Here is a 19,403-nt window from a genome sequence, read left to right as displayed (position 1 = left end):
GTGTCGAGGACGTGCCCGACGACGGGATGGCCAGGCGCGCCGCCGAATGGATGTCGCAGGCCTGAGCGGCGACCGGAAGGTCCGCTGTCGACCTCGCCGCGGCGATGCCCGCGCGGGTTGGTTCAGCCCGGCAGATTCGCGAGGAAGCGCGCCGCGACCGGCGCGGCGACCGCCCCGCCCGACGAGCCGCCCTCGACCAGCACCGCGAAGGCGAGATCCTGCTGCGGTCCGTCTCCGTCCGAGCGGAACCCGATGAACCAGGCGTGGGTTGGTAGCGGATCCCCGGTGCCGTACTCGGCGGTGCCGGTCTTGCCGGCCAGACCGTCGGGGAGGCCGGTGCCTTCGGCGGTGCCGCGCCGGGGCACCTCGCGCATCAGCTCCGTGAGGGTCGCGGCGACGTCCTGCAGGTCGCGCGGGGCGACGCCCGACCGGGTGTCGGACACGAGCGTCGGCGCGGACCACTTGCCTTGCGCGACTGCGGCGGCGACCGACGCGAGCTGGACGGGGCTGACCAGGACGCGGGCCTGCCCGATGGCGGCGGCGGCCCGCTCGGCCAGGTCACCGGGCTCCGGGAACGACGCCGCCGGCTCGCCCACCGGGAGCTGCCAACCGCTGTTGAAGCCGTAGTCGGCGGCGGCCGCTTGGAGCGCGCCCTCATCGAGGTCGGCTGCGAGCTGCACGAACGCGGTGTTGCACGAGCGGTAGAACGCCTCTCGGAAGGGGATGGGGCCGAAGGCCTCCCCCTGGAAGTTGCGGAACGGCCGGCCGTGAACGGTCACGGTCTCCGGGCACGGCACCGTGCCGGACGGGGTGACGCCGCTGCGCAGGATGGCGGTGGCGGTCACGACCTTGAAGGTCGAGCCGGGCGGGTACTTCCCGGTCAGCGCCCGGTTGAAGCCGCCGACGGGACGGTTGACCACGGCGCGGATCTCGCTGGTCGACGCGTCGAGGACCACCAGCGCTGAGGTCGCGCCGCTACCCAGCGCGAGCTCGGCCGTTCGCTGGATGCCTGGATCCAGCGTCGTGCGCAGGGGCTGCGGTCGTTCACCTTCGAAGCGGTGCACGACCTCGACGACCTCGTCGCCGCGCACGACGCGGATCTCACCGGTGGGTGATCCGGCCAGTTGCCGTTCGAACGCCAGCTGCAGGCCGCGCTGCCCGACCGTGTCGCCAGCGAGGTAGGGGTCGCCCAGCTGCACCAACAGCTCGGCGGTGACCTCACCGGTGTGGCCGACGACCAGCCCGAGGCTGCCTTCGCCGGACAGCGGCTGCCCGTCGCGGTCGAGGATCGGGGCGCGGTCCGGCCAGCTCCGCGACCGGTCCAGCGCCGTCCCGTCCGACAGGGATGGGTGTAGGACGGCCGGCGACCACTCGACCCGCCACGTCGCTTGCTCCGCGTCCTCGATGCGAGTCAGCGCCAGGGAGCTGCGATGGCTCCAGTCGCCCAGTCCCGCCAGGTGCATGCGGACCTGGAACGGCACGGTGACGCCAGCGTCGAGGTTCGAGGAGTCGTTGAGCTCGGCCTCGCCGGGTTCGAGATCCAACCGGTCAGCCTGGAGCCGCTCGCGCATGGTGGCGTGGTGGGCGGCGAGGTCGTCGGGCGGGGCACGTGTCAGAGCCGGGAGCTGGTCGAGGTTGCCCTCCTCCCAGGCGTCCAGGAACCGCTGGGCGACGGCGGCGGCCTGACGACGCGCCTGCTCCCGTGCCCGCAGCTGCGACTGCTGCCACCACGCCCAGCCACCGACGGCGAGCCCCGCCACGACGACCGCCGCGACGACAGCGATCAGCACGCGGCGCATCGCCACCTCCCCAGGATCCCGCACCGGTCTACCAGGACGCCCCGTGGGGTGGGCCGACGCGAGTACGCTGCGGCGAACGTACGTTCCCTAGGAGCGCCGCGGTGCGTGCTGACCGCCCCCCCGAGCCGATCCTGCACGTCGACATGGATGCCTTCTACGCGTCGGTCGAGCAGCGCGACGATCCGACCTTGGCTGGCCGCCCCGTCGTGGTCGGGGGGAGCGGCTCGCGTGGTGTGGTCGCCGCGGCCTCGTACGAGGCCCGCAGGTACGGGATCACCAGCGCCATGCCGATGGTCCGGGCACGGCGCCTGTGCGCCGCTCTGGTGGTCGTCGCGCCGGACTTCGCCAGGTACGTCGCCGTCTCGGGACGCGTCCGACAGATCCTGATCGCCTACACCCCACTGGTGGAGCCGCTTGCCCTCGACGAGGCGTTCCTCGACGTCGCGGGCGCGGGGCGCCTGTTCGGCGAACCGACCCGGATCGCTGCACAGGTCCGGGCGGACGTCCGCGACCAGCTCGGCCTGTCCTGTTCGGTCGGGGTGGCCCCCAACAAGTTCCTCGCCAAGCTGTGCTCGGGGAAGGCCAAGCCCGACGGGCTGGTCCACCTCCCACGCGACCGGGTCGCGGCGTTCCTGCGGCCGCTGCCGGTCTCCGACCTGTGGGGAGTGGGCCCACGCACCCTCGAGCGCCTCCACCGGTACGGGTTCCACACGGTCGGTCAGCTCGCCGACAGCGATCGCGTGACCCTCGAACGGGTCCTCGGCGGGGCGGTCGGCGGTCAGCTGCACCGGCTCGCCCGAGGGATCGACGACCGCCCCGTCACCCCGTACGAACCGGCCAAGAGCATCTCGGTGGAGGAGACCTACGACCGGGACCTCGATGACCCCGAGGTCATCGCCCGCGAGCTGCTCGGGATGTGTCGGAAGGTCGGCCGGCGCCTGCGCGACGGTGACCTCGCCGGGCGAACTATCACCCTCAAGGTGAGGTTCAGTTCCTTCCAGACGGTGACGCGGTCGGCCACGCTCGACCTGCCGACCGACCGCACCCACGACCTGGTCACCGTGGCCCGGGAACTGTACGGCCGGTTGCGCTTGGAACGGGTCCGGATCCGCCTCCTCGGCGTCGCCGTGACGAACCTCACTGCGGGCGCGGCGGCGCGCCAGCTCGCCCTGGACGGTGACCAGCGGTGGGAGGACGCCGAGCGGGCTGCGGACGCGCTACGCCACCGGTTCGGCGGTGAGGTCGTCACCTACGGGGCGCTGCTGGATTCCGACGCCCCGGCCGGGAACGCCGCCCCAACCCGCGACGACCTCGAAGGCTGACCGACGCATCGGGCGGTGGCCGCCGCTCCGCGCTCACCGACCGCTCGACACGCGCGATCGACGACGCTCCCAGGCAGCGCTAGTCGGCGACCGGGAGGAACCGCACCGTGTCCCGGCGGCGCCGCCGACGGTCGAGGAACGTGGCGAGCTCGTCGTACACCCCGTCGCCGACCATCTCACGCAGCTCACGTTCCATGCTGCGGTACAGCGGTTGCCGTGCGGTGAACGCCGATGGCTCATCGGTGCACCACCAGGCGAAGTCCGCCCCGCCTTCCCCCCACGTCCCACGTTCGAACGCCGAGATCGTGTGGATCTCGAGCTTCTCGCCGTCGTTGGCGACCTCCTCGGCGATCGAGCGGTGCAGGGGCACCTGCCAGCAGACGGTCGGCTTGTAGGTCATGTGGTGCTCGCCGCGGCGCATCGCCAGCACGTGCAACGAGCATCCTTCGCCGGCCGGCCACCCGCCGCGGTTGAGGAAGATGCACGCGCCGTCGACCAGGCGCGTGTGGGCCTCTCCGTCCTCGTCGAGCGACGTGATGCCGTCCGCCACCGCCTGGTCGTGGAGTTGCATGATCTCGGGATCGAGCTCGTTGAGCAGCTCACCTTCGACGCGGACCCGCTCGTCGGCGTCGACGTAGTACGCCCCGTGCACACAGCAGCCCAGCGCCGGGTCGCTGCCGTCGCACAGGACCCCCGGGCAACCCTGCCCGTAGATGCACCGGTAGTGCGACAGCAGGAAGGACACGTCGAAGGTGTACCGCAGGTGGCCGTCATCGGGGTCGCGGATGCTCACCCACTCACGCTCGAGCACATCGTCCCCGTGGCCGTCGGCGGAGCCGATCGTACCGGCCACGGTCGGGTGACCGTCCGCGAGGTGACCCGACGATCCGAGTGCTCACCCACCGTGGTGGCGGGGCCGCTCGTATACTCGTAGAGCCCCGGCCGTGGTGGCGCAGAGGGAGACACAATGCCGCTGTCCGAGCACGAGGAGCGCATGCTGCAGGAGATCGCGCGGCAGCTGTCCGAAGAGGACCCGAAGTTCGTCGCCACCGTGGCGAACACCACCCCTGCCCGGTTGCACCTGCGTCGTTTGCGCTGGTCGGTGATCGGTTTCCTCGTCGGTCTCGTGACGCTGCTCGGCTTGACCTTCCACCTGGTCCTCGGGATGGTCGGGTTCGCGCTGATGTTCACCTCGGTGCTCGTCGGTGCCGGTGCGGTGCGGGGCCTGGGTTCGGGGCCGGGCGGCGTGATCGACGAGCTCCGTCGAGCCTTCGTGCGCCGCCGCCGCTAGCCGTCCGCTCGCCGGGGCGTCGCGAACCGAGGGCGGCCGCCGCGCCGCCGCACCGGCGGTCGCTGACCGCCGTCGCGAAGCCCCGTCGCGAACCGAGGGTGGCCGCCGCGCCGCCGCACCGGCGGTCGCTGACCGCCGTCGCGAAGCGCCGTCGCGAAGCCCCGTCGCTAACCGAGGACTCGGTGCCTGACCACCGCCGCGGCCCGACGCCCCGTCGACATGGCACCCGCGAGCGGGATCCGGATCGGCGCGACCAGCCGGTGACGGCGCGTCACGGACGCTCGCAGCCCGGCTGTGACCTGCCCGCCCAGCCGTTCGGCCTCATCTGCGGCGCCCCGCTCCACCAGGCCGCCGAACGCGGCGGCCTGCGCCAGGTCGGCGAAGCGGCGGGCCTGGTCGGCGCCGACCCTGCCCTCGGCCGCCCACCGCAACGCGACCTCCCGCGCCGTCTCCGAGCGACGGCGGCCGACGCCGTACCGCCGAGCCTGCGAATGCACCCGCCGTTGGGTGGCCAGGACCCGTTCCCGATCGTCGAGGTCGCCACGCGGCCGCCGCTGCGCGAACAGCAAGGCCGCCCCACCCCCCATCACCGCGACCAGCAGCCACGGCAGGGGCTGAGTGCCGTTGTCCTGCGACCCGGCACCGCCGCGAGCGGCGGGGACGGACGGTCGCGCGGAGGGTTCGGTGGGCGCCACGTCATCGGGCGGTCGGTCGGGGAGCTCCTCACCGGACGCAGGTTGGGCGCCACGCGGCGGTCGCGACCCTCCACCGACCGGTTCGGACGGGATGATCTCCTGGCGGGAGGGAACCAGTGCGTCGGGGAGCGCCGGCGTCGGTTCGAACTGGATCCAGCCGTAACCGGGGAACAGCACCTCGACCCAGGCGTGGGCGTTGTCGGTCGACACCACGTACTGGCCCGACTCGCTCTGCCGTCCCAGCCGGAAACCCACCGCCACGCGGGACGGGATGCCCTCCAGCCGCAGCATCACCGCCATGGCGGTGGCGAAGTACTCGCAGTACCCGGTGCGGTCGGTGGTGACGAACCGTGTCAGCGCATCGGCGTCGCGCAGCGGCGGGACGTCGAGCGAGTACTGGAAGCGGCGGCTGTCGCGGAAGAAGTCCTGCAGCGCGAACGCCGTATCGAACGGGGTCGCGGCGTCGGCGGCGGCGAGCACCTCGTCGGCCACGGCTCGCAGCTCGGGGTAGTCCCGCGGCAGCGCCAACCACCGTTCGTCGCCGGGGTCGCCGTAGTTGTGTTCGGTGACCGTCCGCAGGTCCTCGGGACGTGGATTGGGGATCGCGGACCGCACGCTGTAGGCCAGGCCGGGGACCAGCGCCGGCCTGCCGTCGAGGGTCTGGGACGAGGCGATGAACGTGCCGTCGCGGGAGTACACCATGGAGCGGGCGGCGTCGCCGCCGACCCGGAGCGGGTGGTAGGGGACCGGAACGAAGACGTTCTCCAACGACAGGTTCTCGACCGTCACGGTGACCGGCTCCTGCGCGCGGATCTCGACCTCCGGCGGCAGCGTCCGGTCGACCGGGATGACCTCGTCCGGGGAGAACGAGGGCGACCCGGCCGGGCCGACACGCCAGGTGTACCCATCGAAGGTGTCCAGCCCGGCGAGGCGCAGGTACAGCGGCCGCGGCGCGTCCACGCGGAGCAGGTCACGCGGTGCCGGCAGCGTGAGCCGCGTCGAGACGTCGACGATCGGTTGGTAGCCCCGGGCGGCGCGCTGCCCGGACAGGTTCACCCACGGTGCCTGGCCGTACCCCGGGACGATGGTCGGGGCCGACCCAGCGATGAGGATCGCGACCGCGCCCAGTCCCACCCCTGCCGGGCTCAGCCGCGGCGAGCCGGCGGGTCGCCGCCGGGCCGCCACGTCGGGGTCGGGTTCCAGCAGGAGGACCAGCGCCGCTGCGGCCAGGAACGGCATGGCCTGGGGCCAGGTCCGTCCTGGCGGCTGGGGGACCGCCAGGGGGAACGCCCACAGACACGCCGCGGCCACCAGGGCGTGGCCGGGCCGGCGCAGCCGCACCAGGAGCTCGTGCAACCCGTGGGTCACCCACCAGGCCCCGGTCCACACGATCAGCATCAGCCCGGGTGTGGTCCGGGCGGGGGCAGGTTCGTGAGCGAGGTCGTTGACCGCGACTGCCCACAACGCGGTGTACTCGGCCAGGTCGGCGCGCCCGGGCAGCCAGCCGCCGATGTCCAGGTGCGCCGCCGAGGTGGCTGCCACGAACGCAGCGGCGCTGAGGACGGCGGCGCCCACAACGCCGAGCCGCAGACGGTGGGCGGCGGCAGCCACCGCCAGCGCCACCGCGGCCGCACCCCAGGCGTGAGGTCGCCATGCTCCGTCGAGGAAGACCCGCTGCAGGGAGGCCGTCGCGGTCAACACGACCAGCGCTGCCGCGCCGGTCAACACGAGATCGCGACGCATCAGCGCGGTGACCCCGCGGGCGCGCCGCGCGCCGCGTGCAGTGCCAGTTCCCCCCAGGTGACGTCGAGGCGATCGCCAGGCCGGTGCAGGCTCGCGCGCCACCCTGCCACGCGGAGCGCCCGCAGCGCGTCCCCAGCCGCCAGGCGCTCACGACTGCCGGGTTCGGGGCGTGGTGTACGCGCGGCCACCACCACCGCGACCCGCAGCGCGAAGCCGCGCCCGGCGCGGACCATGTGGCGCAGGTCCTCGGCGCCGGGCGGGGCGACCACCGCGACCAGCATCCCCTCGCCGGCCGTGCCAGCGGCCAGCGGCTGCCACACCGGGCGGAGAGTCGCGCCCCGTCGGGCGCTCACCACGGCGAGGCGCTCGAGGAGCACCTCCCACGGCAGGGTCGGGGCAGGCTCGGTGACGGAGCCGGCCACCAGCCGCAGCCGGTAGCCGCGTTCCGACAGGTCGTAGGCTGCGCTCGCGGCGACCGCGACGGCCTCTTCGAACGTGGAGGTGGGGCCGGTGCCGCGGTGGGCGTCCCGCCGCGTGTCCAAGACGATGGTCGCCTCGGCGCCCTGGGGCGCCTGCTCCTGCTTGATCATGATCTTCCCGCGGTGCGCGGTCGACTTCCAGTGCACCTTGCGCAGGTCATCACCGCGGACGTGCTCACGGATGTTGGCGAAGTCCCCGCTTGTGGCCAGCGGACGTGCGGAGCCGTCGCTGACCGTCCCCACCGGTCCCATGCGTGGCAGCGCCGGTGGCAGTGCCCACACCGGCGGGTACACGAGCACCTCGTTGGTCGCCCCGAACCGCACCGGCCGCTGCGCCACGCCGAACGGGTCCCGCAGATGCACGACGGCCGGTCCGATCGCGTAGCGGCCACGCTGCCGCCCGTGCAGGCGGTACGTGACCTGGTGGACCTGCCGCGGGCGCAGAGGCGGAACGACGAAGCGGGGCGGGATCGCGAGGACGCCGGGGACGCGGTCCTCGACGATCAGGACGGCCGTCGGCAGCCGCCCGTCGTTGCGCACGTCCAGCGTGACGGTGGCGTGGGCGTCGTGGAAGAGGCGGTGCGGGCGCACGCTGCGGCGCATCGACACGTGTGCGGACGCCACCCGCGTGTAGGTGACGCCCACGACGACCAGCGCGATGCACGCGAGCGCCGCCATCGACAGCTCGTCGATCGCGAAGGTCCGGCTCACGACCCAGGATGCGGCCGCTGCGACCAGCATCAGCTTGCCTCGATCGGTCACGGCCCGGTCGGGGCGGGCATCCCGGCGACCACGTCGGCGAGGACGTCGCTGGGGCCGCGGCCGGCCAGCTGCGCCTCTGGCCGTAGGATCAGACGGTGCGGCAGCACGTGCGGCACGAGGGCCTTGACGTCGTCGGGGACCACGTAGTCTCGCCCTTCGGTCGCCGCGAGCGCCCGGGCTGCCCGCATCAAAGCCAGCGACGCGCGGGGCGAGGCTCCCAGCTCCACGTCGCCGTGGGTGCGGGTCGAGCGGCAGATCGCGACGATGTAGCGCTCGACCGACTCGGCGACGTACACCCCTCGGACCACCTCGATCACCTCGGCGACGGTCGAGGCGTCGGTCACCGCAGCCAGGTCGGCGAGCCGGTCGCCGTGGCCGTGCGTGCGCAGCACCTCCAGCTCGGCGTCCGCATCCGGGTAGCCGATCGCGAGGCGCATCATGAAGCGGTCGCGCTGCGCCTCGGGCAGCGGGTAGGTGCCGTCGAGCTCGATCGGGTTCTGGGTCGCCATCACCAGGAACGGCACCCCCAGCGCGTAGGTCACACCGTCGACGGTGACGGTGCGCTCCTCCATCGCCTCCAGGAGCGCGGACTGGGTCTTGGGTCCGGCGCGGTTGATCTCGTCGCCGAGCACCACGTTGGCGAAGACCGGGCCCGGCTTGAACTCGAACTGCCCGGTGTCGGGGCTGTAGACGGTGACCCCGGTGACGTCGGACGGCAACAGGTCGGGGGTGAACTGCACACGCTGCACCGAGCAGTCGATGGAACGTGCGAGCGCCTTGGCCAACAGCGTCTTCCCGACTCCTGGCACGTCCTCGATCAGGATGTGACCCTCGGCCAGCAGCGCGACGACCGCCAGACGCACCACCGCGGGCTTGCCCTCGATCACCGAGCGGACGTTGCCTTCGATGGCGGCGAGCGTCGACGCCAGGGGGACGAGATCCAGCCGTGCCCCCGAACCGGTCATGGCCTTGGCCGCCTTGGCCACGATGCCTCCTGGCCGCCGGTGGTCGGCGGCGCGGCGATGGTAGCCGCGGGGCCGACATCCTCCCCGTGCCGAGACGATCTGGATGCCGGCGTGGCAGGGTGTCACCGGGTTGCGCTGCAACGGGTGCACCGGTGGACGGGGCGTACACTCGCCAGCGTGGGAGGGCTTCACCGGGTTGCGCTGCAACGGGTGCGCCGGTGGACGGGGCGTACACTCGCCAGCGTGGACGACGCTGCCCGCACGAGCGACCACGGCCGGGCCTCCGGTGACGCTGGAGGTCGCCATGTGCTGGTGGCCTCGCCAGGACCGACACTGGTCCTGAACGCCTCCATGGAGCCTCTGGCCGTGGTCTCCGCCCGCCGCGCGGTGGTGCTGGTCCTGACCAGCAAGGCGGAGATCGTCCACGAAGACGGGGCGTGGTTCCGCTCCGAGAGGCTGGCGCTGCGCGCCCCGACCGTGGTCCGCCTCACCCGGTACGTGCACGTGCCGCGGCGGGCCCACGCCGGGCTGTCCCGCCGTGCGGTGTTCGTCCGCGACGGCGGCCGCTGCCAGTACTGCCACGCGCCGGCGGAGGACGTCGACCACGTGATCCCGCGCTCGCGGGGCGGTGAGCACCGCTGGGAGAACGTGGTGGCCGCGTGCCGCCGCTGCAACGCCACCAAGCAGGACCGCACGCCGGCCGAGGCCGGCCTGGAGCTCGCCGTCGCACCGAAGGCTCCGCCGCCGGTGTTCTGGCTCGTGGTCCGCGCTGGGCGCCTGGGCCACGACTGGCGACCCTACCTCCAGCCGTACCTCGGGGCGCGGTGGGACGCCGCCCTCTCCGTCCGGTAGCCCTCCACTTCCCTCCACCAACGCCCCGCGAGGATCTGACGGTCGTTGCTGTTGTGGCACAGGAGGTCGTTGTCGCCGCGAAGACCCAACCGAGTCGACGTGTGACCCGACGGGACTGCAGCGACACATCCGAGCGCGAGATCGTCCCAGGACGCGCCGTCGCGGGGGAGAACGCACGGGGTCCGTTGACGCCACACAGCGCAGGGGCGTATGGTGGTGCGAAGTGGAGGGACCTGGGGCCTGTCGGCATCGCGGCCGGCCGTGTGATGGTCCCCGAGCCGGCAGTCAGTTGAAGCGGAGGCAACCACGTGTTCCTCGGCGAACACCAGCACACGCTGGACGCCAAGGGTCGCGTCATCCTGCCGGCCCGCTTCCGCGATCGGCTCGCCGGGGGGTTGGTCTTCGTGCCCGGGCAGGACCGCTGCATCGACATCTACCCCGCCGCCAGCTTCGAGCGGCGTGTGGAGGAGTTGCGCGCACTCCCACGCGACGATCAGCGCGCGCGTGCGTACCTGCGCGTGTTCCTCGCCGGCGCACACCAGGACAGCCCCGACGGGCAGGGCCGTGTGACCGTCCCTGGCCGGCTGCGGGAGTACGCCGACCTCGACCGTGACCTGACGATCGTGGGGGCCGACGAGAAGGTCGAGGTCTGGGACCGTGGGACCTGGGAGACGTACCGCAGCGACGCGGAGAGGGCCTTCGCCGAGCTCGACCGCCTGTTGCCCCTGCAGGCCACGCCGTGATCGCGTCCTGTCGCGTGACGGCCGCGTCCGGCGCCCCGCACGTCCCGGTCATGGTCGACCGGGTCGTTGGGCTCCTCGCCGATGCCCCGCCGGGGCCCATCATCGACTGCACGCTCGGCGCAGCCGGCCACGCCGCCGCGATCACGCGAACGCGCACCGCACGCGGGCTGTCCACGTCGCTGGTGGGCATCGACCGTGACGCTGACGCCCTGGCGCTGGCGCGTCAGCGGCTGTCCGACATCGACGCCCCGACCGAGCTGATCCAGGCGCGCTTCGACGCGCTCGCCGATGTCCTCGACGAGCTGGGGATCCAGCGACCAGCGGGCGTCCTGTACGACCTGGGCATCTCGTCGATGCAGGTCGACCGCCCCGACCGCGGGTTCAGCTATCGCCACGAGGGTCCGCTCGACATGCGCATGGACCCGACCAGCGGGCGGAGCGCCGCCGACATCGTCAACGAGGCCGACCAGCAGGAGCTGGGCCGGGTCATCTCCCGGTACGGCGAGGAACGCTTCGCCTCGCGGATCGCCGCCGCGATCGTCGCGAACCGGCCGTTGTCGACCACCCGCGAGCTGGCCGAGGTCGTCCGCGACGCGATCCCCGCAGCTGCGCGTCGCACCGGTCCCCACCCGGCGACGCGGACGTTCCAGGCCCTGCGCATCGCGGTCAACGCCGAGCTCGAGGCATTGGAGGCATCCCTGCCGCAGGCCCTCGAGCGTCTGATGGCCGGCGGGGTGTGCGTCGTCCTCGCGTACCACTCGCTTGAGGACCGCATCGTCAAGCGGACCTTCGCTGACGCCGCCCGCGGCTGCATCTGCCCGCCGCGCCTACCGGTCTGCGGCTGCGGCCGCCAGCCGCTGGTGGAGGTCCTCACCCGACGTCCTGAGCGGCCACGAGACGCCGAGGTCGCCGCCAACCCACGCGCCCGCGCTGCGCGACTGCGCGCCGCGCGCCGTCTCGAGGTCCCCGCATGAGTGCAGTCCCCCAGTCCCGTCGTGTTCCCGGCCGCGCCCCGACCCCGCGTCTCCGCGTGGTCACCGCACCGCGGCGGCGGCGGACGCTGCTGTTCGCGCTGGTGCTGGTCACGATCAGCGGCGCCGCCGTGTTCGCCACGCTGACCGTCAACGCGCTCGCCGCCGCCGACGCGGTGCGCGCCGCGCAGTTGGAGGCGGACGTCGCCGAGGCCGAGCGCCGCTACGCCGAGTTGGTCGCGGAGGTGGCGGCGTTGGAGGACCCCGCGCGCATCGAGCAGGTCGCGTTGGATGAGCTCGGCATGGTCCCCGCCGACGGGGCGCGGTTCCTGGTCGTGGAGCGGCGCCTGCCCCAAGACGGGACCGTCGTCACCGAAGCGGCCACCGGCGGCCAGACCGACCGGATGAAGCCCGTTCTGTCGGTGCAGCGGTAGCCGACGGTGCTGGCCGGGGGGGCCGCGGGTCGCGGCGCGACACCGACAGGCCGCCCCGGCCGCGGCCGCCGGCGCCGCGACCCGTTCGCCCGTCGCGCCACCGCCGCGCTGCTGGTGTATCTGCTGGCGTTCGTCGCCGTCGGGTACCGGCTGGTGACGGTCCAGATCGTCCACGCCGCCCACTACGCCGCGCTGGGTGAGCAGCAGCGCCTGCGGACGGTGGAGCTCCCGCCGAGGCGCGGACGGATCTACGACCGTGAAGGCGACGTGCTCGCCACATCGGTCGATGCCGCCACCGTCTACGCCGACCCGCGCGCGTTCCGGGAACGCATCCGCGACGACGGCTTGGTCGTCCCGCCCGCCGCCGACGCCGCCGAGGTCGCCGCGACCGTGGCTCCGCTGCTGGGGACGACGCCCGACGCGGTCGAGGCCCATCTCCGCGCCGAGGGACACTTCCGCTACCTGGCTCGGCAGGTCGATCACGCGCTGGGCCAGCGCATCGCCGAGCTGCAGCTGCCGGGGATCGGGGTGCTGACCGAGCCGACGCGGGTCTACCCCGCCGGTCCGCTCGCCGGGCAGGTCGTGGGGTTCACCGGCATCGACGGGGACGGCCTGTCGGGTCTGGAGCTGCAGTACGACCAGCTGTTGGCAGGCGAGCCGGGCCGGCTCGCGCTGGAGCGCGCCCCGGGAGGTCTGACCATCGCATCCGGGACCCGCGAGCTCCGCCCCTCCCAGGCCGGGACCGACCTGGTCGTGACGCTCGACCGGGAGATCCAGCACGTCGCCGAACGGGCCGCCGCGGCGGCGGTCGAACGCTTCGACGCCGTCGGAGCCAGCGTCGTGGTCCTCGAGGTGGGTAGCGGGGAGGTCCTGGCGATGGCCAGCGCTCCCGGCTTCGACCCCAACCGGCTGCAGGGCTCCGACGAAGGGACGCGCCGCAACCGCGCTGTCACGGACATGTTCGAACCGGGGTCGGTGCAGAAGGCGGTGACCGCCGCCGCGGCGGTCGAGGAGGGCATCGTCGGGCCCGACACGGTCCTCGCCGTCCCCGACCGCCTGCCGTGGGGGCGGAAGGTCTTCAGCGACGCCCATCGCCATCCGACCGAGAACCTGACGCTGCGGCAGATCGTGGAACGGTCGTCGAACATCGGCACGATCCTGGTCGCCGACCAGCTCGGCCCCGACCGGCTCAGTCGCTACCTGGAAGCTTTCGGGTACGGGCAGCCTCTGGGGATCGGTTTCCCCGGTGAGGTCGACGGCGCGCTCCTGCCACGCGAGCAGTGGTCTGCGACCAGCCTGCCCACCATCGCGATCGGTCAGGGCGTGGCCGTGACCCTGCTGCAGGCCGCACACCTCTACGCCACGCTCGCCGACGACGGTGTCGCGACCCAGCCGCGGCTGCTGCGCGGCGTGGTCGGCGCGGACGGACGACTCGACTCCGCCCCGCAGCCCGCCCGTCACCGCGTCATCAGCGTCGACACCGCCCGCCACGTGCGGGCCATGCTCGAAGACGTCGTCAGCGGCGACCAGGGCACGGGTGAGCGGGCGGCCGTCCCCGGCTACGACGTCGCCGGCAAGACCGGCACGGCACGCAAGCCGCTGACCGGGGCGCGGGGGTACAGCGGCGAGTACATCGCCTCGTTCGTCGGTTTCGCGCCCGTGGAACACCCGCGGATGGTCGTCGCCGTCATGGTCGACGAGCCGCGGCCGATCTACGGCGGGGTGGTCGCCGCCCCCACCTTCGCGGAGGTGATGCGCTTCGCCCTGGCCCACCGCCGGATCCCACCGACCGACCCAGCTGCAGCGGACGCCCGCGCCGCCCCGCCGCCGGCCCCAGACACCGCCGCTGCGACCCCGACCCCTGCGGCGACCTTCCGGGGCGTGACGGATGCGCCTGCCGACACCCCCTCGCCATGACCACCGACGGCTCCCCGGAGCCACCAGCCGCCGTGGCTATCCTCGCTTGGCGCCACCGACCCTGCGCGTGCCCGAGGCCGGCTCCGTGACGATCACCCTCCCCGAGGTCGCAGACGCCGCTGCGTCCGGACGGAGCGGACCGATCGAGCGGCGCGGCGACGCGGTGATGACCGACGCGACGCACGACAGCCGTCAGGTGCGGCCCGGCTGGCTGTACTGCGCCGTCCCGGGCGCGACCGTCGACGGTCACAAATTCTGCATCGACGCCGTCGACGCCGGCGCGCCGGCCCTGCTCGTCGAACGCTTCGTCGAGGTCGACGTCCCCCAGGTGCGGGTCCCGTCGGTCCGACGGGCGCTCGGACCCGTCGCGGCGCGCATCCACGATCACCCCAGCGATCGTCTCAGCGTCGTGGGCGTCACCGGCACCAACGGCAAGACGACCACCACGTACCTGCTTGAATCGGCGTTCGGCGCCGGGGCGCTCGGAACCGGCGTGGTGGGCACGATCGAGACACGGATCCACGGCCAGCCCCAACCGGGCGTGCGCACTACACCGGAGGCCACCGACGTGCAGCGTCTGCTGGCCACGATGGACGCCCGCGGGGTCGACGCGGTGGCCATGGAGGTGTCCTCCCACGGGCTCGCCCAGCACCGTGTGGACGGGACCCGGTTCGCGGCGGCGGTGTTCACCAACCTCAGCCAGGAGCACCTCGACTTCCATGGGACCCTCGAGGACTACTTCGCGGCGAAGGCACGGCTGTTCACGCCGGAGCTGGCCGAGGTCGCCATCGTGTGCGTCGACGACCAGTGGGGCCGGCGGCTCGCCGACATCGCCACCATCCCCGTCGTCACCTACGGGCAGTCGCCCGATGCGGACGTGCGCATCGTGGACGTCGACTCCAGCATCGAGGGCGTCACCTGCCGGCTCGTGGCCGACCACGCCGGGGCGCTCCCCGGCGGTCCCGCCATGACGCTCACGACGCGGCTGATCGGCGCGTACAACAGCGCCAACGCCGCTGCCGCGTACCTGGCGGCCACCCGCGTCGGTGTCGAGCCCGACGCCGCCGCTGCTGGGATCGCTGACTGCCCGGGGATCCCGGGGCGGCTGGAACCGGTCGACCGCGGCCAGCCGTTCGCAGTGTTGGTGGACTACGCGCACACGCCCGACGCCCTGTCACGAGCGGTCGCCGAGGTCGACAAGCTGATCGAGCCCGGAAGCCGCGTCCACGTCGTGGTCGGGTGCGGTGGCGACCGCGACGTCGGCAAACGCCCCGTCATGGGCCGCATCGCCGCGGAAGGCGGCCGGGCCGTGCTGACCTCGGACAACCCCCGCTCCGAGGACCCCATCGCGATCCTGGCCCAGGTGGAGGCTGGCGCCCGGCGGGTACCAAGCGCCGACGTGGTGGTCGAGCCCGACCGCCGCGCCGCGATCGCAGCCGCCATCGCCGGGAGCGAGCCCGGCGACGTCGTGCTGATCGCCGGGAAGGGTCACGAGACCGACCAGGAGTTCGCCGACCGCACCGTCCCGTTCGACGACCGCCAGGTCGCCACCGAGGTCCTCGCCGCCCGCGGATGGCGACGCCAGCGCGGAGGCGCAGCGTGATCACCCTGCGCCTGGCCGACGTCGCAACCGCAACCGGTGGGCGGCTCGCGGACCTCTCCAGCGGCGATCGGACGGTGCACGAGGTCACCACCGACTCGCGGGACGTCCCCGACCGCGCGCTGTTCGTGGCGCTGCGCGGCGAACGCCACGACGGCCATGACCACATCGCCGAGGCCATCGACGCCGGCGCGGTGGCCTACGTCGCCGAGCGGCCCACGTCCACGGCCGCTCCGGCCGTCCTCGTCGACGACACACGGCGGGCGCTGCGCGACCTGGCCCGCGTGGTCCGCGAGCGCGTCGCTCCCCAGGTGGTTGCGATCACCGGATCGGTCGGCAAGACCACCACCAAGGACCTGGCCGCCGCGGCGCTCGGCGCTGGCCGGCGGACGGTCGCGGCGCCCGGGTCGTACAACAACGAGATCGGGGTCCCGCTGACCTGCCTGGCGGCACGCGCCGACACCGAGGTGCTGGTGGTCGAGGTGGGCTCGCGGGGCGTCGGCCACATCGCCGCACTGATGGCGGTGGTGCAGCCAGACGTCGCCATCGTGACCGCGGTCAACGCCGCGCACCTGGAGATGTTCGGTGACGTCGACACCGTCGCCCGCGCCAAGGGTGAGCTGGTCGAGGCCCTGAGTCCCGCCGGCACCGCGATCCTCAACGCCGACGACGCACGTGTCCTCGCCATGGCCGCACGCACCGACGCGCAGGTGCTGACCTACGGTCGCACCGACGCCGACGTGGTCGCCGACGACGTCGACCTGGACCGCCTCGCCCGCCCGCGGTTCCTGGCACGCACGCCATGGGGCGAGGCGCACGTCAGCGTTCCGCTCGCAGGTGAGCACCACGTCAGCAACTCCCTGGCGGCGCTGGCCGCCGCGGGGATCGCCGGCGTCGACATCGAAGCTGCTGCGGCGGCGCTGCGAGCCGCGCCGGTCTCGTCCTGGCGGAGCGAGGTGAGCGAGGCCGGCGGGGTGGTGGTCCTCAACGACGCCTACAACGCCAACCCGGCGTCGATGCGCGCGGCACTGGATGCGCTGCTGCGGATCCAGGGCACCGTCGCCGGCCGCAGCTGGGCGGTGCTTGGCCTGATGGCCGAGATGGGCGAGACCTCCCACGACGACCATCGGGCCCTCGGCCGGGAGTGCGCCGCTGCCGGGCTCGACCGCCTGGTGGTGGTCGGCAGAGGCGACGCCGCCGCGATCGCGGCGGGCGCCCGCGAAGCAGGCTTCGCTGGGGATCACCTGTGGCAGGTCGATGACGCGGACGGCGCCGTCGACGTGGTCCATCCACGGGTGCGTGCCGGCGACGTCGTCCTGGTCAAGGCCAGCCGCGTCGGTGGCCTCGAGGCCGTCGCCGATGCCTTGCTGAACCGCTCCGGGGCCGCTCCTTGAGGGCCGTCCTGTTCGCGGCGGCGGTGTCGTTCGTCGCGTCGATCGTGATCACTCCCGCGGTGATCCGGTACTTCCGCGGTCAGGGTTTCGGCCAGCTGATCCGGGAGGACGCCGAGCACCTGCACGCCGCCAAGGCCGGCACGCCCACCATGGGCGGTGCCGCGATCGTGCTGGCGGCGCTGATCGGGTACCTCGCTGCCCGGGTGACGGGCGTGCGCGTCACCCCGACCGGCCTGCTGGTCCTGGGCACGTTCGTCGGGATGGGCGCCGTCGGTTTCCTGGACGACTTCATCAAGATCCGGCTGAACCGCAACCTCGGCCTGTCCAAGACCGCGAAGTTCGTGGGACAGGCGCTCGTCGCGATGACGTTCGCCTACGTCGGACCCAACTTCGGCGGCGTCTCGCAGAAGTTGTCGTTCGTCAGCGACTTCGGCGAGCCCTTGCCGGCCGCGCTGTTCTTCGCCTGGGTGTTCGTGATGATGTCGGGGACGTCGAACGCCGTGAACCTCACCGACGGGCTAGACGGGCTGGCCGCCGGAGCCAGCGTGCAGGTCCTGGCCGCCTACGCGCTGATGGCCTTCTGGCAGTTCCGCCATCCGCTGGCGTACGACGTCCAGCCCAACGACGCCATCGACCTGGCGGTCGTCGCGGCGGCGGGCATGGCGGCATGCGCGGGGTTCCTGTGGTGGAACGCGCCCCCCGCCAAGGTGTTCATGGGCGACACGGGGTCGCTCGCGCTCGGCGGGCTCCTGGCCGCGCTGGCGCTCGCGACCAGCACCCAGCTGCTTCTGGTGACCCTCGGGGGGATCTTCGTGATCGAGACCGTCAGTGTGATCGCTCAGATCATCGCCTACCGCGGGTTCGGTCGTCGGGTGTTGCGCATGGCCCCGCTGCATCACCACTTCGAGATGCAAGGGTGGCAGGAGACCACCGTGATCGTCCGCTTCTGGATCATCGCGGGCATCGGGGTGGCCGTGGGCTTGGGCATCTTCTACGCGGAGTTCCTCGCACGGGGCGGTGCCGGTGGCTGACCTCGGTGTGGGCTGCGCGCTGGTCGTCGGGCTCGGCCGCTCGGGCGTCCCGGCGGTGCACGCCCTCCTGGAGGTGGGCGCGGCCGTGGTCGCCACCGACCGGGAACCGCACAGCGAGCACGCCGACGATCTCCGTGCGGTCGGGGCGACCGTGATCCTCGGCGTCAGCGGCGAGGACCAGGTCGACGGCGTCGACGTGGTCGTCGCCTCACCGGGCGTCCCCGAGCACGCGCCGGTGCTGCGCCGCGCCGCCGAACTCGGCGTGCCGGTGTGGTCGGAACCCGAGCTGGGCTGGCGGCTGTCACCGCGCTCGCTGATCGCCGTGACGGGGACCAACGGCAAGACCACCGTCACGGAGCTGACCACGGCGATGCTGCAGGCCGGCGACCAGGACGCGGTCGCGTGCGGCAACATCGGCCACCCCTTCACCACGGCCGTGCGTGAGGCCGCCTCGAACGCTGTGCTGGTCGCCGAGCTGTCGTCGTTCCAGCTGCGCTTCGCCGAGACGCTCCGTCCCGCAGTGGGGGTCCTGCTCAACCTGGCGCCGGATCACCTCGACTGGCACGGCGACGTCGCGGCCTACGGTGCCGCCAAGGCGCGGCTGTGGCAGGCGCAGCAGGAGGGCGACTGGGCGGTGGGCAACCTCGACGACGAGCCGTCCGCGGCACTGGTCCGGAGGCACGCCCCGGCGCGCGTGGCGTGGTTCAGCCACACCACGGTGCCCGAGCTCGGCGTCGGGGTCGATGGTGGACGGTTGGTGACCCAGCTGCCCCACCGCAGCGGGGTGGTCATGGACACCGGGGAGCTGGGGTCCGCGGCGCCGCATCACCTGGCCAACGTGGCCGCGGCGGCGTGCGCGGCGTTGCTGGGGGGTGCGTCGCCCGAGCCGGTGGCTGACGCCGCCCGCGCGTACCGTCCGGGGCGCCACCGCCTGGAGCTCGTCGCCGACCACGGCGGCGTGCGCTGGGTCAACGACTCCAAGGCGACCAACCCGCACGCGGCCGCAGCGGCGCTGAAAGCCGCGACCACCGACCACGGACGGTCGGTGGTGTGGATCGCGGGTGGGCGGCGCAAAGGGGTCGATCTCGCCGTGCTGGCCGACGAGCTCGGTTGCGTCCGCCACGCCGTCCTGATCGGGGAGGCGGCGCCCGAACTGGCCGACATCGCGGCCCAAGCCGACGTCGCGGTCACACGCGCCAGGTCCATCGAGGAGGCTGTCGCGGTCGCCGCCGACCTCACCCGGCCCGGCGACACGGTCCTGTTGGCGCCCGCCTGCGCCTCGTTCGACCAGTTCCGCGACTACGCCGAACGCGGCGACCGCTTCGCCCGCGCAGCGCGGACGGTGACAGCAGGGACGGCGGCGCGGCGGTGACCGTCTCCAGCCACGCGCCGCCCCGTCCGGCCC

At 73.3% G+C, this 19,403-nt stretch carries 16 protein-coding genes; 11 read left to right on the top strand and 5 right to left on the bottom strand.

Annotated features, from left to right (window positions below; all coding sequences use genetic code 11):
* Positions 1 to 122 precede the first annotated feature (122 nt).
* On the bottom strand, positions 123 to 1,799 hold the full coding sequence (locus tag KY462_01830; GenBank protein MBW3576480.1) for a cell division protein FtsI: 1,677 nt from the start codon (positions 1,797 to 1,799) through the stop codon (positions 123 to 125).
* Positions 1,800 to 1,942: 143 nt separating this feature from the next.
* Here KY462_01830 and KY462_01825 point away from each other — a divergent pair, with 143 nt between their 5' ends.
* The gene (locus tag KY462_01825) at positions 1,943 to 3,121 is read left to right on the top strand and encodes a DNA polymerase IV (protein MBW3576479.1); all 1,179 of its coding nucleotides are present in this window, start codon (positions 1,943 to 1,945) and stop codon (positions 3,119 to 3,121) included.
* 79 nt (positions 3,122 to 3,200) lie between these two features.
* On the opposite strand, the gene KY462_01820 is transcribed toward KY462_01825, so the two are convergent.
* Positions 3,201 to 3,974 (bottom strand): hypothetical protein, encoded by a 774-nt coding sequence (locus KY462_01820; GenBank protein ID MBW3576478.1) that lies wholly within the window; start codon positions 3,972 to 3,974, stop codon positions 3,201 to 3,203.
* Positions 3,975 to 4,088: 114 nt separating this feature from the next.
* On the opposite strand from KY462_01820, the gene KY462_01815 reads away from it, so the two are divergent.
* A complete protein-coding gene (locus tag KY462_01815) occupies positions 4,089 to 4,412 on the top strand; it encodes a DUF3040 domain-containing protein (GenBank protein MBW3576477.1) in 324 nt (107 codons plus the stop codon).
* A gap of 167 nt (positions 4,413 to 4,579) precedes the next feature.
* Here the strand turns inward: KY462_01815 and KY462_01810 are convergent, their stop codons facing one another.
* The 3 genes from KY462_01810 to KY462_01800 are packed head-to-tail and all read right to left on the bottom strand — an operon-like array spanning position 4,580 to position 9,056.
* Positions 4,580 to 6,850, bottom strand: a complete 2,271-nt coding sequence (locus KY462_01810) for a DUF3488 and transglutaminase-like domain-containing protein (GenBank protein MBW3576476.1) — start codon at positions 6,848 to 6,850, stop codon at positions 4,580 to 4,582.
* Positions 6,850 to 8,091: a DUF58 domain-containing protein gene (locus KY462_01805; GenBank protein MBW3576475.1), complete on the bottom strand. Its 1,242-nt coding sequence runs from the start codon at positions 8,089 to 8,091 to the stop codon at positions 6,850 to 6,852. The genes KY462_01810 and KY462_01805 overlap by 1 nt, the downstream gene beginning before the upstream one ends.
* Entirely contained in the window at positions 8,088 to 9,056 is a 969-nt protein-coding gene (locus KY462_01800) for an AAA family ATPase (protein ID MBW3576474.1), read from the bottom strand. Before KY462_01800 ends, KY462_01805 begins: the two co-directional genes overlap by 4 nt.
* A gap of 351 nt (positions 9,057 to 9,407) precedes the next feature.
* Here KY462_01800 and KY462_01795 point away from each other — a divergent pair, with 351 nt between their 5' ends.
* The 9 genes from KY462_01795 (at position 9,408) to murD (ending at position 19,370) form a co-directional block, all read left to right on the top strand.
* Positions 9,408 to 9,908: an HNH endonuclease gene (locus tag KY462_01795; GenBank protein ID MBW3576473.1), complete on the top strand. Its 501-nt coding sequence runs from the start codon at positions 9,408 to 9,410 to the stop codon at positions 9,906 to 9,908.
* 308 nt (positions 9,909 to 10,216) lie between these two features.
* The gene (gene mraZ, locus KY462_01790; GenBank protein ID MBW3576472.1) at positions 10,217 to 10,651 is read left to right on the top strand and encodes a division/cell wall cluster transcriptional repressor MraZ; all 435 of its coding nucleotides are present in this window, start codon (positions 10,217 to 10,219) and stop codon (positions 10,649 to 10,651) included.
* 50 nt (positions 10,652 to 10,701) lie between these two features.
* Positions 10,702 to 11,625, top strand: a complete 924-nt coding sequence (gene rsmH / locus KY462_01785; GenBank protein ID MBW3576471.1) for a 16S rRNA (cytosine(1402)-N(4))-methyltransferase RsmH — start codon at positions 10,702 to 10,704, stop codon at positions 11,623 to 11,625.
* A complete protein-coding gene (locus tag KY462_01780) occupies positions 11,622 to 12,056 on the top strand; it encodes a cell division protein FtsL (protein MBW3576470.1) in 435 nt (144 codons plus the stop codon). The genes rsmH and KY462_01780 overlap by 4 nt, the downstream gene beginning before the upstream one ends.
* A gap of 6 nt (positions 12,057 to 12,062) precedes the next feature.
* On the top strand, positions 12,063 to 13,973 hold the full coding sequence (locus tag KY462_01775) for a penicillin-binding protein 2 (protein ID MBW3576469.1): 1,911 nt from the start codon (positions 12,063 to 12,065) through the stop codon (positions 13,971 to 13,973).
* Positions 13,945 to 15,576, top strand: a complete 1,632-nt coding sequence (locus KY462_01770; protein MBW3576468.1) for a UDP-N-acetylmuramoyl-L-alanyl-D-glutamate--2,6-diaminopimelate ligase — start codon at positions 13,945 to 13,947, stop codon at positions 15,574 to 15,576. Before KY462_01775 ends, KY462_01770 begins: the two co-directional genes overlap by 29 nt.
* The gene (gene murF / locus KY462_01765; GenBank protein ID MBW3576467.1) at positions 15,573 to 16,967 is read left to right on the top strand and encodes a UDP-N-acetylmuramoyl-tripeptide--D-alanyl-D-alanine ligase; all 1,395 of its coding nucleotides are present in this window, start codon (positions 15,573 to 15,575) and stop codon (positions 16,965 to 16,967) included. The genes KY462_01770 and murF overlap by 4 nt, the downstream gene beginning before the upstream one ends.
* Positions 16,964 to 17,998: a phospho-N-acetylmuramoyl-pentapeptide-transferase gene (gene mraY, locus KY462_01760; protein MBW3576466.1), complete on the top strand. Its 1,035-nt coding sequence runs from the start codon at positions 16,964 to 16,966 to the stop codon at positions 17,996 to 17,998. Before murF ends, mraY begins: the two co-directional genes overlap by 4 nt.
* Positions 17,991 to 19,370: a UDP-N-acetylmuramoyl-L-alanine--D-glutamate ligase gene (murD, locus tag KY462_01755; GenBank protein MBW3576465.1), complete on the top strand. Its 1,380-nt coding sequence runs from the start codon at positions 17,991 to 17,993 to the stop codon at positions 19,368 to 19,370. Before mraY ends, murD begins: the two co-directional genes overlap by 8 nt.
* Positions 19,371 to 19,403: the final 33 nt, after the last annotated feature.

It is taken from the genome of Actinomycetota bacterium, from assembly GCA_019347675.1.
In the GTDB taxonomy this organism is placed as follows: domain Bacteria; phylum Actinomycetota; class Nitriliruptoria; order Nitriliruptorales; family JAHWKO01; genus JAHWKW01.
Note: the sequence above shows the minus strand (reverse complement) of the source record. Positions and strands in the feature narration are given on the sequence as shown.